At 67.5% G+C, this 16,064-nt stretch carries 15 protein-coding genes; 6 read left to right on the top strand and 9 right to left on the bottom strand.

Annotated elements, in window-relative coordinates:
• The first annotated feature begins 174 nt into the window (after positions 1–174).
• On the top strand, positions 175–1,698 hold the full coding sequence (locus ACWGID_RS18390; RefSeq protein ID WP_452197971.1) for a DUF222 domain-containing protein: 1,524 nt from the start codon (positions 175–177) through the stop codon (positions 1,696–1,698).
• A gap of 98 nt (positions 1,699–1,796) precedes the next feature.
• Here the strand turns inward: ACWGID_RS18390 and ACWGID_RS18385 are convergent, their stop codons facing one another.
• Positions 1,797–1,949 carry a hypothetical protein gene (locus ACWGID_RS18385; protein WP_452197969.1) on the bottom strand — a complete coding sequence of 51 codons (153 nt, stop codon included), beginning with the start codon at positions 1,947–1,949 and terminating at the stop codon, positions 1,797–1,799.
• A complete protein-coding gene (gene map / locus ACWGID_RS18380; protein ID WP_452197967.1) occupies positions 1,946–2,794 on the bottom strand; it encodes a type I methionyl aminopeptidase in 849 nt (282 codons plus the stop codon). The genes ACWGID_RS18385 and map overlap by 4 nt, the downstream gene beginning before the upstream one ends.
• 53 nt (positions 2,795–2,847) lie before the next feature.
• Here map and ACWGID_RS18375 point away from each other — a divergent pair, with 53 nt between their 5' ends.
• Complete coding sequence (locus tag ACWGID_RS18375) at positions 2,848–3,036, top strand: hypothetical protein (protein WP_452197965.1); 189 nt, start codon at positions 2,848–2,850, stop codon at positions 3,034–3,036.
• Positions 3,037–3,130: 94 nt separating this feature from the next.
• Here ACWGID_RS18375 and ACWGID_RS18370 read toward each other — a convergent pair whose 3' ends face one another.
• On the bottom strand, positions 3,131–3,796 hold the full coding sequence (locus tag ACWGID_RS18370; RefSeq protein WP_452197963.1) for a histone H1-like repetitive region-containing protein: 666 nt from the start codon (positions 3,794–3,796) through the stop codon (positions 3,131–3,133).
• Between the two features lie 295 nt (positions 3,797–4,091).
• Between ACWGID_RS18370 and ACWGID_RS18365 the strand changes: the two genes are divergently transcribed.
• Positions 4,092–4,838, top strand: a complete 747-nt coding sequence (locus ACWGID_RS18365) for a helical backbone metal receptor (RefSeq protein WP_452197961.1) — start codon at positions 4,092–4,094, stop codon at positions 4,836–4,838.
• 63 nt (positions 4,839–4,901) lie between these two features.
• Positions 4,902–5,078 carry a hypothetical protein gene (locus ACWGID_RS18360; RefSeq protein WP_452198255.1) on the top strand — a complete coding sequence of 59 codons (177 nt, stop codon included), beginning with the start codon at positions 4,902–4,904 and terminating at the stop codon, positions 5,076–5,078.
• A gap of 1 nt (position 5,079) precedes the next feature.
• Here the strand turns inward: ACWGID_RS18360 and ACWGID_RS18355 are convergent, their stop codons facing one another.
• Positions 5,080–5,577 carry an NUDIX hydrolase gene (locus tag ACWGID_RS18355; protein ID WP_452197959.1) on the bottom strand — a complete coding sequence of 166 codons (498 nt, stop codon included), beginning with the start codon at positions 5,575–5,577 and terminating at the stop codon, positions 5,080–5,082.
• 99 nt (positions 5,578–5,676) lie between these two features.
• Between ACWGID_RS18355 and ACWGID_RS18350 the strand changes: the two genes are divergently transcribed.
• Positions 5,677–6,576, top strand: a complete 900-nt coding sequence (locus ACWGID_RS18350; RefSeq protein ID WP_452197957.1) for an aldo/keto reductase — start codon at positions 5,677–5,679, stop codon at positions 6,574–6,576.
• Here the strand turns inward: ACWGID_RS18350 and ACWGID_RS18345 are convergent.
• From ACWGID_RS18345 to ACWGID_RS18330, 4 genes are all read right to left on the bottom strand, one after another.
• The gene (locus ACWGID_RS18345; protein WP_452197955.1) at positions 6,556–8,160 is read right to left on the bottom strand and encodes an alpha/beta hydrolase; all 1,605 of its coding nucleotides are present in this window, start codon (positions 8,158–8,160) and stop codon (positions 6,556–6,558) included. The two genes, ACWGID_RS18350 and ACWGID_RS18345, sit on opposite strands and share 21 nt — an antisense overlap.
• Before the next feature lie 116 nt (positions 8,161–8,276).
• Positions 8,277–11,366, bottom strand: a complete 3,090-nt coding sequence (panB, locus tag ACWGID_RS18340) for a 3-methyl-2-oxobutanoate hydroxymethyltransferase (RefSeq protein WP_452197953.1) — start codon at positions 11,364–11,366, stop codon at positions 8,277–8,279.
• A 254-nt stretch (positions 11,367–11,620) separates the two neighbouring features.
• On the bottom strand, positions 11,621–13,393 hold the full coding sequence (locus tag ACWGID_RS18335; protein ID WP_452197951.1) for an NAD+ synthase: 1,773 nt from the start codon (positions 13,391–13,393) through the stop codon (positions 11,621–11,623).
• A gap of 104 nt (positions 13,394–13,497) precedes the next feature.
• A complete protein-coding gene (locus tag ACWGID_RS18330) occupies positions 13,498–14,142 on the bottom strand; it encodes a GNAT family N-acetyltransferase (RefSeq protein WP_452197949.1) in 645 nt (214 codons plus the stop codon).
• An 84-nt stretch (positions 14,143–14,226) separates the two neighbouring features.
• Between ACWGID_RS18330 and ACWGID_RS18325 the strand changes: the two genes are divergently transcribed.
• A complete protein-coding gene (locus ACWGID_RS18325; protein ID WP_452197947.1) occupies positions 14,227–15,414 on the top strand; it encodes a DUF418 domain-containing protein in 1,188 nt (395 codons plus the stop codon).
• Here ACWGID_RS18325 and ACWGID_RS18320 read toward each other — a convergent pair.
• The gene (locus tag ACWGID_RS18320; RefSeq protein WP_452197945.1) at positions 15,360–15,992 is read right to left on the bottom strand and encodes a peptidoglycan recognition protein family protein; all 633 of its coding nucleotides are present in this window, start codon (positions 15,990–15,992) and stop codon (positions 15,360–15,362) included. The two genes, ACWGID_RS18325 and ACWGID_RS18320, sit on opposite strands and share 55 nt — an antisense overlap.
• Positions 15,993–16,064 lie beyond the last annotated feature (72 nt).

Genomic DNA, 16,064 nt, shown 5'->3' with positions numbered 1-16,064 from the left:
CTGCGACAACCGTTGCTTTGCGAGTCGATGACGACAACGTGCCCGCACTCTCACTGTACCGTGATCTGGGCTTCCGCGACGGATGATCTTTCCATCTGTTGACAACCGAATCTCCTTCAAAACAAGAGGATTCTGGTTCGAGAACTGTCGGTGGCTATGTCTATCGTTGTGGGCATGGAACCTCTGGGCGAGCGGCCGGTGTGGTCGATGGGCGACAGCGAGCTGCTGCCGACTCTCGACCAGGTCGACGCTGCCGTCGCCTGGTTGCTCACCTACCGCCTGCAGTTGGTTGCCCGCATCGACGAGACCGGTCTTGCCGAAGAACTTGGCGCTCGCGACACTGCCGAGTTGCTTGCCATGCGCCACCGCATCGACCGCCGCGAGGCCCACCGCGACCTGAAGCTCGCCCGGAGACTGCCGAAGTACGGCGCCGTGTCGAAAGCCCTGACCGACGAGACCCGGCCGCTGCGTCCGGCCCAGGCGAACGCGATCGTCACCGCGCTGGAGCGGGTTCGGTCCAGAGTCCCGGTAGCAGACCTCGACGTCGCAGAGGAACAGTTGGTCAACCTCGCCGGACACCTGTGCCCAGGCGAGCTTGCCAAGGCCGCCAAAGAGATCTGTGACCTGCTGGACTCCGACGGCCCCGAGCCCGACGAGAACGCGGCGTACGAGCGCGAGTCACTGACCCTGATCGAGGCCGAGAACGGCGTGAAGTTTCGCGGCTACCTGGCCAACGAGCACGCCGAGCTACTCCGATCCCGCGTCCACGCGGTGGCTCGACCGCACAAGACCGTCGACGGTGAGCTCGACCCGCGATCCCGCGAGAAGCGCCAAGCGGACGCGCTCACGTCCACCCTGACGATCGCCGCGGCAGCCACCGACACTGACTTCAAAGCCCGCGCCGGCATGGGCCTCCAGCCACCCACCGCCGATACGCGTCCCACGGGTGCCGAGGTCCTTCCCTTCGATGGTGTAGCCGATGACCGGGCCGCATCCGACCTGGAAAGGTGGGTGCCCGGATTCGGTGCGAAGGCGAACATCACCGTCACCATCGATTTCGAGGACCTGAAGTCTGCCGCCGCCGGCGCGACCGGCGACCTGGTGTACGGCGATGGTCTTTCAGCCGCGGCGATCCGTCGAATGGCCTGCGACGCGAAGATCATCCCGCTGGTGCTCGGCTCGAACTCCGAACCTCTCGACGTCGGGCGGGCCGAACGCCTGGTGACACGGGCGATGCGCCGCGCCTTGAACGTCCGCGACAAGGGCTGCGTGGTCTGCGGTGCGCCGCCGATCCACTGCGACGCGCACCATCTCAGGTCGTGGATCGACGGCGGCGAGACTGCGATCCACAACCTGGTTCTCCTCTGCCGCGGACACCATAGGTCCCTCCACGACGGCCACTGGATCATCACCATCATCGATGGACACGTCCAGGTGTCCCGGCCGAGCTGGGCCGACCCACCACCCCAACCGAGACCAACAGTGTCAGCTCTCCTCGCGGCAACCGCTGCCCCGCGGCCAGCTGCCAATGCCGCCACGGGACCTGCTGTGCGCGGTCGGCGTTCGGGTCGGTGGTCCGCAGACGAAGCCACGATGCAGGAAGCCGCCCGCTTCGCAGTCCGGGGCGATCCCTCGACTGATCCACCACCCACCCAGGATTCTCTGATATCCGAGGACCTCCCCGTTGGGCTCCGGTGAGGGGTACGGCGCTATGCGCTGCCGATGGCGAGGTCGGCGCGCAACATCTAGCCCCCCCACGATCTCGCCCTGGCCGTAGCTTGGCGGCGCGGGAACGGCTACGGATAGATACGGAAGCCCGAGAGGGTTCGGTGCTCGAAGGATGCGTAGAAGTCTTCCGCGGTGTCGGTGACGAGGCTTGGCCAACCCTCAGCGTCGGACAGTGCGATCACGCCGGCCAGGCGGGCGCGGTCGTACTGCGTGACGGTCACGGGAGGGTGAGGATCTCGGCGCCGGTGTCGGTGACTACCAGGGTGTGTTCGAACTGGGCGGTGCGGGACTTGTCCTTCGTGGTGGCGGTCCAGCCGTCGTCCCACAGGTCGTACTCGTAGGTGCCCAGTGTCAGCATCGGCTCGATGGTGAACGTCATCCCGGGCTCGATCAGGTCGTCGAAGCGCTCGTCGTCGTAGTGCGGGATGATCAGCCCGGAGTGGAACGACGTGGAGATGCCGTGACCGGTGAAGTCGCGCACCACGCCGTACCCGAAGCGCTTCGCGTAGGACTCGATTACCCGGCCGATGATGCTCACCCGGCGACCGGGCTTGACCGCCTTGATGCCGCGGCTCAGCGCCTCGTGGGTGCGCTCGACCAGCAGCCGGCTCTCCTCGTCGACGTCGCCGACCAGGAACGTCCCGTTGGTGTCACCGTGCACACCGTCCAGGTACGCCGTGATGTCGACGTTCACGATGTCGCCGTCCTCGAGCGGACGGTCGTCGGGGATGCCGTGGCAGATCACCTCGTTCACCGACGTGCACAGCGACTTCGGGTATCCGCGGTAGCCGAGCGTCGACGGGTACGCGTCCCGCTCGATCAGGTACTGATGCCCGACCGCGTCCAGCTCGTCGGTCGTCACGCCCGGCTTCGCGGCCGCACCGACGGCCTGCAACGCCTGCGCGGCGAGCTTGCTCGCGACCCGCATCTTGTCGATCAACTCCGGCGGCGTCACGTACGACCCGTCGAACGGCGTCGGCGCCGGCTTGTCGACGTACTCCGGTCGCGGGATGGATGCAGGTACGTCGCGGCGCGGCGAAATGACGCCAGCAGTAAGGACAGACATGGTGGCATCATTCTAGTGAGCTGCGACAAGACTCCCAGGAGGTGGTCATCCAGATGAGTGACGATCACAGCAACGAGTGGTACTACAACACGAAGACAGGCAAGGTCGAGCCGTACCAAGGTGCGAAGTCCGGCGACCGGCTCGGGCCGTACAGCTCGCCGGAAGAAGCCGCGCGCGCGATGGACAAGGTCCAGGAACGCAACGAGAACTGGGACAACGACCCGAAATGGGACGACGACTGAGTCCGGCTGCAGTGACGAACCGAGGGGCACCACCGAAGCCGGTGGTGCCCCTCAGGTTTGGTACGCCGTGACGTCGCGCGGACAGACGCCCGGATCAACGAGCGACGCGCTTGGCCGCGGTCTTGCGGGCCGGGGCCTTACGCGCCGGTGCCTTCTTCGCGGCGGTCTTGCGGACCGCCGTCTTCTTCGCAGCGACGCGCTTCGCGGGCGCCTTCTTCGCGGCGGTCCGCGCCGGTGACTTCTTGGCGGCGACCTTCTTCGCCGGCGCCTTCTTGGCAACGGTCTTCTTCGCCGGAGCCTTCTTCGCCGCGACCTTCTTGGCTGCGGTGGCGCGCTTCGCCGGTGCCTTCTTGGCGACGGTCTTCTTCGCGGCCGTCGTCTTCTTGGCGGCGGTGGTCCGCTTCGCGGTCGTCGTCTTCTTCGCGGCGGTCTTCGTGGCCGTGGTCTTCTTGGCCGCGGTCGTGCGCTTCGCCGGGGCCTTCTTGGCAACGGTCTTCTTCGCCGCGACCCTCTTGGCGGGGGCCTTCTTCGCGACGGTCTTCTTCGCGGTCGCCTTCTTGGCCGGCGCCTTCTTCGCCACCGTCTTCGTGGCGGCGGTCTTCTTGGCCGCACTCACCTTCTTCGTCGCTGTCTTCTTTGCTGCGCTGACCTTGCGCGCGGTCGTCGTCTTCGCGGCGCTGGTCTTCTTCGCGACAGTCTTCTTGGCGGGAGAAGCCTTTTTGGCTGTCGCCTTCCCTGCGGCTGCCTTCTTGGCTGGCACTCTGCCTCCTTGGTGCGGCTGAGGAAAACCACGGTGGATTCCTCGTCGTCATGATGATGACAACAGTTGTGGCCCACGTAAAGCACCCGAAACGTTCGCAGGTTAAGGCGAACTGGCGGCAAAGCGGCGGGCAAATGCCGAGAATCCTTGTGCAGAAGGGATTCCGCCGAGGCCCGAGCATGCCGGATACTCTTCAGAAATTCTTGGCGACACGCGCTCAATCCGGCGTCGAACTGCCCCGATCGGCGAGTGTTGTCCTCGGCAACGTCCTGCGAACAGGAGGTGCGAAGAGCCGATGAAGAGCGCGTACGACGACCTCCACAGCGTCGTCGAACTACCCGACGAAGTGCATCGCGTGGTGAGCATCGTGCCGTCGTTGACGGAGTCGATCGCTGTCACGCATCCGGCGAAAATCGTTGGTGCGACCGACTGGTGTACGCATCCCGCGGACCTCGATGTGACGCGTGTTCGCGGTACCAAGAACCCGGACATCGAGCGCATCCGTGAAATGCTGCCGGACGTCGTCGTCGCGAACGCCGAAGAGAATCGCGCGGTCGATCTCGACACGTTGCGGCGTAGTGGAATCGCGGTCTGGGTGACGGCGCCGACGACGGTGCCCGAATCACTCGACTCACTCGGTCGCATGCTGTCCGCGATCATCGGCACCGAACCGTCCTGGCTGACCGATGCGCGCGAGGTGTGGAGCACGCCGTACGCCGGAATGCGGCGGCGGGCCGTGATACCGATCTGGCGACGGCCGTGGATGACGTTGGGACGGGACACGTTCGCCGGCGATCTGCTGTCCCGGATCGGCATCGACAACGTGTTCCAAGAATCCGGCGAACGTTATCCGCGATTCGATCCCGACGCGTTACCGGAGTACGACGTGGTGGTGTTGCCGGACGAGCCTTATGCGTTTTCTCCCGATGACGGCCCGGAGGCGTTCGGTAAACCCGCGCGCTGTGTATCGGGCCGGCACCTCACCTGGTACGGCCCGTCACTGGTCGAAGCGCGGGAACTGCTGACCGGACAGCTGGAGTGACGTCCGCCACGATCGCTGCCGTGTCATCTAGACGGTTAGGTATGCCTCACCTACTCTTGCCGGGTGCCGTCGATGACCGCGAAGAAGAAGTGCTGCAAGGACAAGCCGAGGTGCAAGAAGTGCCCGGTGGTCCTGCTGCGCCTGTCCAAGGCCGGGTGCGCCGAGCGGATCGATCGCGTGCACTACGAGGTCGACAAGAAGGTGCCGAAGAAGGTGCTCAAAGAAGCGCGAGCGCGCTGACTCAGGAGGCCCGGCGCAGCGTGATCGCGTCGGCGGCCTGACGGAGCAGACCGGGGATCGTCACGTGCGCGGCCTGACCGGTCGCCTCGAGATCGTCGCCGTACCACCAGCCGTGCGCGCTGATCGTCTGCTGCTCGAGCTCCTCCTGGTTCGCGAACGTCACGTCGACGCGGTCCACCGCGACCGCGAAGAACGTCTGGCGCTGGATGATCTGGCATCCGCCCCACTCGAACTCGATCGTGTTCGTCGCGACCGGTGTACCGAGAGCTTCCGTCGGCAACACGATGCCGACCTCTTCACGCAGCTCACGGGTCGCGGCTTCGAGAACCGTCTCGCCGGCTTCGACGCCACCGCCGATCGTGAACCAGTACGGCGTCTGCGGTTTCAGCGGGTCCCAGCCGTGCAGCAGCAGCACCCTGCCGTCCGGACGCACCGGCAGCACGCGGGCCGTCGTACGGTGCCGGACCGTTCCTGGTGGTGGCAACTGGGATTCGCTCACACCACAAAACGCTAAGGGACAGAGCCGTCGCTGTGTCGAGTCGTGCGGCGAGTCTCACTCTGTCGGACATGGTTGCTGAGGACATCTACGATCGATGGCATGGCACGTATTGGTCTCGGATTGGCCGCGGTCGGGCGGCCCGGTTACATCAACCTCGGGCACGACGAGGACCTACCGGCCGGGCGCGCGGTCGAGGATCTGCGGGTGCGGACCCATGAGCTGCTGGAGCAGGCCTGGCAGGCCGGTGTTCGGTACTTCGACGCCGCACGTTCGTACGGGCTTGCCGAGAAGTTCCTCGGCGAGTGGGTGACCCCGGAGCGACGTACCGAACTGACCATCGGCTCCAAGTGGGGCTACACGTACGTCGCCGACTGGCGGCACGACGTCGACACGCACGAGGTGAAGGACCACAGCCTCGAAACCTTCGAACGGCAGTGGCCCGAGACCTTGGAGGCGCTCGGGGGACCGCCGGACTTCTACCTGGTGCACAGCCTCACCGCCGACAGCCCCGCCCTCGCGGACAAGCGCTTGCTCGACCGACTGCGTGAGCTCGCTGATTCGGGTGTCCGCGTCGGCCTGTCCACCAGCGGACCGCGCCAGGCCGAGACGCTCCGCAAGGCGCTGTCCGGCAGTACGCCGTTCTCCGCCGTACAGGCCACGTGGAACGTCCTCGACCCGTCGGCCGGCCCGGCGCTCGCGGAAGCGCACGACGCCGGGTGGTTCGTCGTCGTCAAGGAAGCGGTCGCCAACGGTCGCCTGACGGCCCGTGCTGGTGAGACCCCGTTCAACGAGTTTGCTCACCAGCACGGCGTCGCTCCCGACGCCTTGGCCATCGGCGCCGCGGTGGCTCAGCCCTGGACCGACATCGTCCTCAGCGGAGCCACCACCGCCGCTCAACTGTCCAGCAACCTCGCGTATCGGGTGGACGGCCCGCTCAGCGAGTTCGCCCAGCAACCCGAGGAGTACTGGACCGAGCGCTCAGCCCTGCCGTGGATTTGACAGGCCGAGCGCCTTCCGCGCCGCTGCCTTGGTACTGCCGGAAGAAGTCGCCGCCGCGGCTGCACTCGGCGGCTGCGGAGCAGGAACCGGCGGGCACTGTACGTCGGAGCGGTTCCCCGGCCGCCGCGGTGGCAGTGCACCGGTCTGCAGGTACGCCGCGATGCGGTTGTCGGTGCACGCCACGCCGGACAGCGATCCCGCGTGCGTGGTTCCGTCGACACCTTCGATCAGCACCGAGTTCGGGAACGTCTTACGGGTCTGCAGAGCACCGGAGTACGGCGTCGCCGCGTCCAGCGTCTCGTTGATCAGCAAGAGGCTCTTGACCCGGCTGCCGTTGACCTTCACCGGGTGACTCGCCTTCGCGGGCCAGTACTGGCACGGTGCGTTGAACCAGGCGTTCGCCCAGGTCAGGAACGGCGCCTTGAAGTAGACCTGCCAGTTCTGGCGGCGCACTGCCGGCCAGTTGGTCGGCCACTGGGTGTCGGTGCACTGCACGCCGAGGTAGATGGCGTACCCGTTGTCGTCGAACGGCGGCGTACCGTACAGCGCGATCAGTCCGGCCGCGTCCTTCTTGTGAACCCACGCCGCGAACGCGTCCGCGATGTCGACCCAGCCGTAGACGTAGTACCCCGCACCCGTGAAGATGTCGGTCCACTCGGCCGGTCCGATCTTGCCGCCGGCCGGATGACCGTTGAGCTTGTGCAGCTGCGCGTAGTAGAGCCGCTCGACCGCGGCCTCGGTGGTGCCGAGGTGCCACGTCGAGTTGTGCGCGGCGACGTACGCGAAGAAGACCTTGACGCTCTTGTTGAAGGCGAAGTCCTGGTCGATGTTGGCCTGGTACCAGATGCGCTTCGCGTCCACGACGCCGTCGAACACTGCGCGGCGCAGACGGTTCGGGTACAGCGTGCCGTACACCTGGCCGATGTACGTGCCGTAGGAGAACCCGTAGTAGTTGATCTGCGGGGCGCGGAGCGCCTTCCGGATGCTTTCCATGTCGCGCACGGTGTCGAGACTGGTGAGGTGCTTGAGCAACGCGGGCTGGGCCTTGCCACACGCCTTGGCGTACGCCTTGGAGCGCTGCAGCCAGACCTTCTCGATCTGCCGCGTCACCGGGACGTACGGCGGACGGTTGTACCCGGCGTAGTCCGGGATGCAGCTCAGCGACGGCTTGCTCGAGCCGACACCGCGCGGGTCGAAACCGATCCAGTCGTACGCGTCGCCGGCGTGGTTGGGCACGAACTCACCGAGGACCGCGAGCGTCAGACCGGACCCACCCGGTCCACCCGGGTTCACCAGCATCGGACCCTGCGGCTTGACCCCGGCCTTGTGCGCGATCCGCGACACCGCCAGCTGGATCTTCTGGCCACCCGGCCGGCTGTAGTCGAGTGGCACTTCGACGAACCCACATTGAGCCTTACGCTTCACCAGGCTCGGCGCCGTACACGGACCCCACTTGATCGGATGTGGGGTGTAGCTCGCCGGCTGTGGAGCAGCTGGTGCCGCGGTAGCGGTCGGGAACGTAGTCAACGCTCCGGCGACCAGCGCGAACGAAACCCCTGTGGCAACAACGAATCGACGGATCATCAGTGGCCTCCCCTTGCCGCCAACATCGTGAACCCACGACATCGGTCGGACAAGGGGTCGGCGCGTTGCCCCGGAACAGTTCTCGGACAGCTACCGGGGCGGTACGGGGAGTCGTGTCAGAAGGTGTGCTCGTCTCCCGGGAAAGCACCCGAGGCCACCTCGGCGGCGTACGTCGCGGCCGCGCTGGTGAGGATTCCGCGCAGATCGGCGTACTGCTTGACGAAGCGCGGCATGGTGCCGGATCGCAGGCCGGCCATGTCCTGCCAGACCAGCACCTGGGCGTCGGTGTCGCGTCCCGCGCCGATACCGATCGTCGGGATCGGGACCCGCTTGGTGATCTCGGCGGCCACGTCCCCAGGGACCATCTCGAGCACGACGGAGAACGCACCGGCCTCGGCGAGCGCGACGGCATCGTCGATCAGAGCCGCGGCCTGATCGCCACGCCCCTGGACCCGGTATCCGCCGAGACTGTGCTCACTCTGCGGCGTGAAGCCGATGTGCGCCATCACCGGGATACCGGACTGCGTCAGCTTCTCCACCATCGGTACGACGGTGCGCCCGCCTTCCAGCTTCACCGCGTGCACGCCGGCTTCCTTCATGAACCGCACCGCGGTGTGGAAGGCCTGCTCGGGCGACGCCTGGTACGAACCGAACGGCAGATCCGCGACGACGAGCGCCCGGTCGACCGCACCGGCCACAGCCCGCGCCAACGGAATGAGCTCGTCGACGGTGACCCGCAGCGTCGTGTCGTACCCGTACACGTTGTTGGCGGCGGAGTCGCCGACCAGCAGCACCGGAATACCGGCCTGGTCGAAGATCTCGGCGGAGTACTGGTCGTACGCCGTCAGCATCGCCCACTTCTCGCCACGGTTCTTGAAGTCCCGCAAATGATGAACCCGATACCGCCGCGGCCGCTTCGGCCCCTCACCCGCAGCACCCTGACCAGCACTCGGCCCGGCAACGGGTGCGGTTGTCCCGGCAGCGGTCGCGCCCTGAACGACGGGTGCGCTCGGTCCGGCAGCGGGTGCGCTCGGAGTGCTGGCGGCAGGTCCGCCTGGGGTGCCGGCGGCTGCGGTTGGAACCTCGGCGGCTGTCTCAGCCGCGGGGTTCGTGGACGCTTGGGCCCGTCGGGCCGCGCGATGCGAGGTGACCTGCTCGGTCGGTACCTGACTCGGCGCATCCTGCTGCACGCCCGCGCGCCGACGAGCACCCACCGAGCGCCTCGGCGTACCGGCTCCTTCGGTCATCGGCGCGTTGCTCTCGTACTCCGCACTCGGGTCGGACGGATACCCGCTGTCCTGCCCCGGCGCCTGCTGATACGCGTCGATCATGTCCGGCAGGTACGCCGTAATCGTCGGCGACTCGACCGGCCCAGCCGGCGCCTCCCCACCTTCATGGGCCGACCGCCCCTCAGCCCCAACCTCCTGCCGCCGAGCCTCTTCCCGCCGCCGCAAATCCCCCTGCCGCTGCGCTTCTTCCTGCCGCACACCATCACGCCCCAGCGCCTCGTCGCGCGGCTGCACACCGTCCCGCCGCTGCACGCCGTCGCCCCGCTGCGCTTCTTCGTGCCGCTGCAGCTCTTCGCGCCGCTGTCCATCCGCGCGCTGCTGCGCGCCGTCCTGCCGCCCGGCATCGTCCCGCTGCTGCAGGTCGTCTCGACCCTGGACGTTGCCGCGCCACTGTCCGTCCTCAAGCCGCTGTCCCTCATCGCGGCGCGGTGCATCCTCGCGGCGAAGCAGCTCTTCGCGGCGCTGAGCGTCCTCGCGGGCCTGCCGTTCGTCCCGCGCCCGACCGCTCTCGTGCGCCCGTGCAGTCTCCTGCCCACGGTCCGGTTCGTGGCCCCAGACGGGCTCGGGGCCTGGGCCTGGCTCGTGCCGGCGTACGGGGTCCTGCCCGCGCCCCGGCTCTTGCTCGCGTCCCGCATCGTGGCCGTGGGTGGCGTTCGGGGGCTGCAGGCGCTGTGGCGGCCGCGGCGGCTGCTGCGAGCTCAAGCCGTTGCTCACCCCGTGACCCAACCCATTACTCAGCCCGTTGCTCGACCCGCCACTCATCCCATTGCTCAGGCCGTTACTCGACCCACCGGTCAACCCCTTGCTCGACCCGCTGCTCGACCCAGCACCCAGCCCATTGTTCGAACCACTACCGAGCCCGTTGCTCGAGCTCTTGCCCAGCCCGTTGCTCGACCCGTGGCTCAGGCCATTGCTGGAGCCGCTGCCCAGCCCGTTGCTCGAACCGCTGCCCAACCCGTTGCTCGAGCTATTGCCGAGCCCGTTGCTCGAACCACTGCCCAGACCGTTGCTGGAGCTATTGCCGGGCCCGTTGCTCGACCCATGGCTCAAGCCGTTGCTGTGTTCGTGGCTTAGCCCGTTGCTCGACGACGACTGCGACGGCGAGGACGGCGACGGCGAGGACGGCGATGGCGACGGGGGTTGTGACGGCGGCTGGCTGCCTGCCTGGGAAGGCGTGCCGGACTGTGGTGCCGGGCTGCCCCAGTTGGTGCTGCCGTTCGACGACTGTTGCGGCCGCTGAGTCACGCCGTTGCTCGACGGCGGCGCCGGCGGCCGAAGCGGCGGCTGACCGGGCGACTGCTGCCCAGGCTGAGAACCACCTTGCGAACCACCCTGCGGCCGACCGTCAACCTGACCGCCCTGCCGACCCTCAGCCTGACCGCCTACCTGTCCGGCCTGCTGACTCCCTTGCTGGCCGCCCTGCTGGCTGCTCTGTTGACCGGGCGGCTGCTGCCGCCCACCCGGCGCACCATTGCTCCCCGACCCAGGACCGAACGGACTCGGCCGACCCTGCTGCGGCGGCTGCGACCCTGGTGCGGGCTGCTGCGCCGGCGGCTGGGGCCGGAACGGGCTCTGCTCCTGGTACCCGTACGACTCCTCGCGCGACTCTCCGTAGTACTCCGGCCGCTCACTCCGCGCCGGCGGTTGTCCCGGCGGCGGTGGTGCGCTCGGCAGGAACGGTGGCTTCGGGACATACGGCTGCTGCGGTACCGGCCCGCGCTCGTACGTGCGGGGTGCGTTCGGCAGCGACGGCGACGGGTCGAGGCCTAGACCGGAGCCGCGCTCGTGCCAGGGGTCGTTGTCGTAGTCCGAGCGGCGGTGCTCCTCGGTTGCCCGGTTCTTCGGTCCGGTCCCGTACGGCGACGGCAGCTCCTCGTCATCACCCTGGGTACCGGCCGACGTGAAGTTGTCAACCATGTCTTCATCGTCCCACCGATGCGGAGGGTGAGCGCCACCGCCTGTAGGTGAGCGATCGCTCACATCCTCCCGGTAACTGTCGCCATAACTGTCCCGGTAACCGTCACCGCGACTGTCCCGGTAACTGTCACCGCGACTCTCGCCGTAACTTTCTTTGGGCAGGCCGGAACGGTCGTGCAGGTCCTCGGGGGAACCCCACGCGGATTCTTGGACCCCATTGTCGGGTTGGGTTGGGCGGTACCGCCAGGAGTCGCTCAGTGCTCGGCTGCCTTCCGTGCGTCCTCACGCCATGCATTGGTGATCGGCAACCGGCGGTCCCGTCCGAAGGCCTTGTGCGTGATCTTCGGGCCCGGTGGGTACTGCCGGCGCTTGTACTCCGCTCGGTCGACGAGCTGGATCACCTTGGTGACCAGCTCGGTATCGAATCCGGCCGCGACCAGTTCGGCGCTGCCGCGGTCCTGCTCGACGTAGTCGTCCAGCATGTCGTCGAGCAGGTCGTACGGCGGCAGCGAGTCGGTGTCCTGCTGCCCCGGGCGAAGCTCGGCCGACGGGGGTTTGGCGATCGAGTTCTCCGGGATCGGGGGCTGCTGCCCCTTCTCCTTGGCGTCCGCGTTGCGCCACTTCGCGAGCCGCCAGACCAGGGTCTTCGGGACGTCCTTCAACGGTGCGTAGCCGCCGACCGCGTCGCCGTAGATCGTCGAGTACCCGACCGACAGCTCCGACTTGTTGCCGCAAGCAAGTACCAGGTGACCGTCGGCGTTCGACAATCCCATCCACACCACGGCGCGGACCCGGGCCTGCAGGTTCTCCTCGGCCAGCCCGGTCAACCCGAGTGTGTCGAGGAACGGCTGCACCATCGGCTGGATCGGTATGACGCGGTAGTTCAGGCCGGTGCGCGCGGCGAGTTCGGCGGCGTCGTCCTTGGAGTGGTCGCTGGAGTAGACGCTCGGGTTGGAGATCCCGAAGACGTTCTCGCGGCCGACCGCGTCGCAGGCGATCGCGGCGACCAGCGAGGAGTCGATGCCGCCGGACAGTCCGAGCAGGACGGACTTGAAGCCGTTCTTCTGCACATAGTCGCGCAGGCCGGTGACGATCGCGCCGTACATCTCGGCCTCGTCGCTGAGTCGCGGCGCGATGTTCGGCGGCATCGCGTCGTACTCCGGGAGTGGTTCCTCCTGCAGGACGGTGTGCACGATCTCGATGCCTTCGTGCGTACCGGACGGAGTACCTGATGCGGCAGGGAGATCGAGGTCGACGATCATGCTGCCCTGCTCGAACTGCGGAGCCCGCGCGAACACGGTGCCTTCGGCGTCAGCGATCAGCGAGTCGCCGTCGAAGACCAGTTCGTCCTGGCCGCCGACGAGGTTGACGTAGGCGAGCGCGCAGCCGGCCTCGCGGGCGCGGCGGCGTACGAGGTCTCCGCGGACGTCGTCCTTGTTGGCCTCGTACGGCGAACTGTTGACGACCATGAGCAGACCGGCGCCTGCCGCGCGGGTGACCGCGACCGGGCCGCCGTCCTGCCAGAGGTCCTCGCAGATCACGAGCGCGACGTCGACGCCGTGGATCCGGACGACCTGCAGGGTGTTGCCGGGGACGAAGTGCCGGAACTCGTCGAACACGCCGTAGTTCGGCAGGTGGTGCTTGACGGCACTCGTCACCACGCGGCCCTGGTGGATGACGGCCGCGGAGTTGGTGGGGGAGCCCTTCGGGCGGCCGAGGCGGTCGATACCCATCGCCGTACCGCTGGCGCGATCGAGGTACCCGCAGATCACCACGATGTCGCCGAGTCCTTCGTCGGCGAGTCGCTTCGCGAGGCTGTGGATCCGGGTCTGCGAGGCGTCCACGAACGAGGCCCGCAGCGCCAGGTCCTCCACCGGGTAACCGGTCAGCCCGAGCTCCGGGAACGCGACCACGTGCGCGCCTCGCTCGACCGCGTTCCGGGTCCACGCGACGATCTTGTCGGTGTTCCCGTCGATATCACCCACGGTCACATTGAGCTGAGCAAGAGCTACCCGAAGCTGAGGCACGGGAGCACATTACTGGTTCCAGCCCCGCGACCCCACGCCCCTCACCAACGTCTTACGTACGCCGAATGAACTCGCCCACCCGCGAGACGTTCGCAACTACGGTTTCATGGGGTTGGGGTTGTTGCGGTTCGGGCTACCAGTAGGGGGGTGATGGTGGTCCAGCCGAGGGACTCGTAGAGGGGGCGGCCTTCGGGGGAGGCTGCTAGGTGGGCTTGCGGGACGCCGTGGGTGATGGCGGTTTCGGCGAGGGCTGTCATGACGGCGCGGGCGAGGCCGCGGCGGCGGTGGGCCGGGTCGGTCTGGATCATGTCGGCGACGGCGCCGGTGTGGAGGAGCGACATCCTGCCAGTGGCCGCGAGTTCGCCGTACCCGTACACGTGGACGTCGATGATCGACGGCGCCGTGGTGATCTCGAGTTTGTACGGCGCGGGCACCGGCGCGCTCGCGTGCTCGGACAGCGCGACCGACATCAGCCACTCGGTGCGGACGAACTCCAGCGGCACCAGATCACCCGCCACCCGCTGCGGATCGTCGGTCGCGATCGTGAGCCACGACGTACCGGGCGGGTTGCAATCGGTCAACGCGAGGCGCGCCGCGGCGCGCGCGTTCGACTCGGTGGCGATGTATTCGACCCGTCGTTGCGGTTCGCCGATCCGTACGACGATGACGTCGTCGACGTGCTGGTAGTCGGTCCACCCACGCGACGCCGACCACCCCCGCTGCCACTGGGTCAGGACTTCGTCGTACATGCGCCTATCGAACAGCGACGAAGGTTCACCGGTCAGGCACTTTCGTCGGATGAACGTCCGCGCCGCAGTCGGTTGAATGACACCATGAGCACCCCCAGCGGACCGACCGGCCTGAGCGAACGCGCCCTGGGTCCGGATCTCGCCCGCGGCTTCATGCTGCTGTTCATTGCCTTCGCCAACTCGCATTACTTCATCGACAGCGACCACGTGCTCGGCGGCTTCCCGACCGACGGCTCGGTCGTCGACCGCGTAGTCGCCACGGTGATTGCCACGTTCGTCGACGGTCGCGCCTTCCCGATGTTCGGTGTGCTCTTCGGGTACGGCGTCGCGCAGATCGTCCGCCGCCAACGCGAGGCCGGCCGCGACTGGGGTCAGATCCGCAAACTCCTCTGGCGCCGCTCGCTGTTCCTCGTCGTACTCGGCTTCCTGCACGCGATGCTGCTCTACGTCGGCGACATCCTCGCGGCGTACGGCGTCCTGCTGTTCCTCGGTGTCTGCGTGCTGCGTTGGGAGGACCGCTGGCTCTTCGTCGTCGCCGGGTTCGTCCTGATCATGACCGCGCTGCCGACCGATGACGCGTTGGCGGTGTCCGCCGACCGCCCCGATCCGTCGATGCTCCCGACGGACCTCCTCGGTCAGTTCGCGGACCGCATCACCGTGCAGCCGTTCATCGCCGGCCTCGGCTGGATCGGCTTCGTCACACCGTTCATGGTCGGACTGTGGGCCGGCCGCCGCCGCATCCTCGAGCGCCCGGCGCAGTACCTCACCCTGCTCCGTACGACGGCCCTCCTCGGACTCACGGTCGCGATCGCCGGCGCCCTCCCGGTCTCCCTGGTCATCGGCGGCGTACTGAACCGGCCGAGCGATCACGCACTCACGATCCTCGGTCCACTGCACGACGCGACCGGGGTCCTCGGGGGTTTCGGGTACGCCGCCTTGATCGTGCTGATCGCACACCGACTGGGCGACCGCCGAGGTCCGATCACCTTGGCGGTCGCCGCGGTCGGGCAACGATCGCTGACCTGCTACCTGTCCCAGTCGGTGGTGTGGGCCGTCGCGTTCACGCCATACCTGCTCGACCTGTCGCGCGCCCTCACCACGACCACGACGGCGCTGCTGGCCGTCGCGACCTGGCTGGCGACTGTCGTGCTTGCGGACCAGATGCGCCGGGCCGACTACCGCGGGCCGTTCGAGCTCCTGATCCGCAAGGTCACGTATCAGCCGAAGAGGACCGCCGCGACGCGGTCACGCAGCTCCGGCAGTCTCGCGTAGAACACGTCACCCGGGCACTGCGTGGTGTTGTAGTCGCGGTGCCCGACGATCGCCGCGTGCGGATCGAGCCCGTACTTCGTGCACAGCCAGGCGCAGGTCAGCACGGACATGTCGAACAGGGCGGTCGTCACGTTCTCGGTGACGTAGATGCCCTCGTGCTCGATGCCGATGGTGTGACTGTTCTGGTTGGCGGTCTGCGCACCGAGCACGTTCTGCCCGTTGTTGATCGCCGACAACGATTTGCTGCGGCCCTCCATCAGGTAGCCGCCGCGGCTGATCGTGAGCTGGTTGCCCATGTCGATCCAGCCGTTGGTGTCCATGTGCAGGTCCTGGATCCAGTGCTGGACCTTGTACGCCGCGGCGAGCGAGTAGTCGGTGACGTTCGCGCTCGCGGTGTGGTGGATGACGATGTGGTCGGGCTTGCCGATCACCTGGGTGGCGGACTTGGGCGGGCGCGCCGACCACTCGGTGCGCGTGTAGCAGCGCGGCGCGGGGGCCGCATGGGCTGCTGTGGGCAGTGCGAGTCCCCCGAGCAGTACGCCGCCGGCGCTCGCGCCGAGCAGGGTACGCCGGGACACCCGGGTACGTTGGATATTTTCTGGGGCGGTCATACTTGAGAAAATTCCCTACCGTCAAGACCGTCAAACCAG

This window comes from Kribbella sp. NPDC054772, assembly GCF_053611945.1.
Note: the sequence above shows the minus strand (reverse complement) of the source record. Positions and strands in the feature narration are given on the sequence as shown.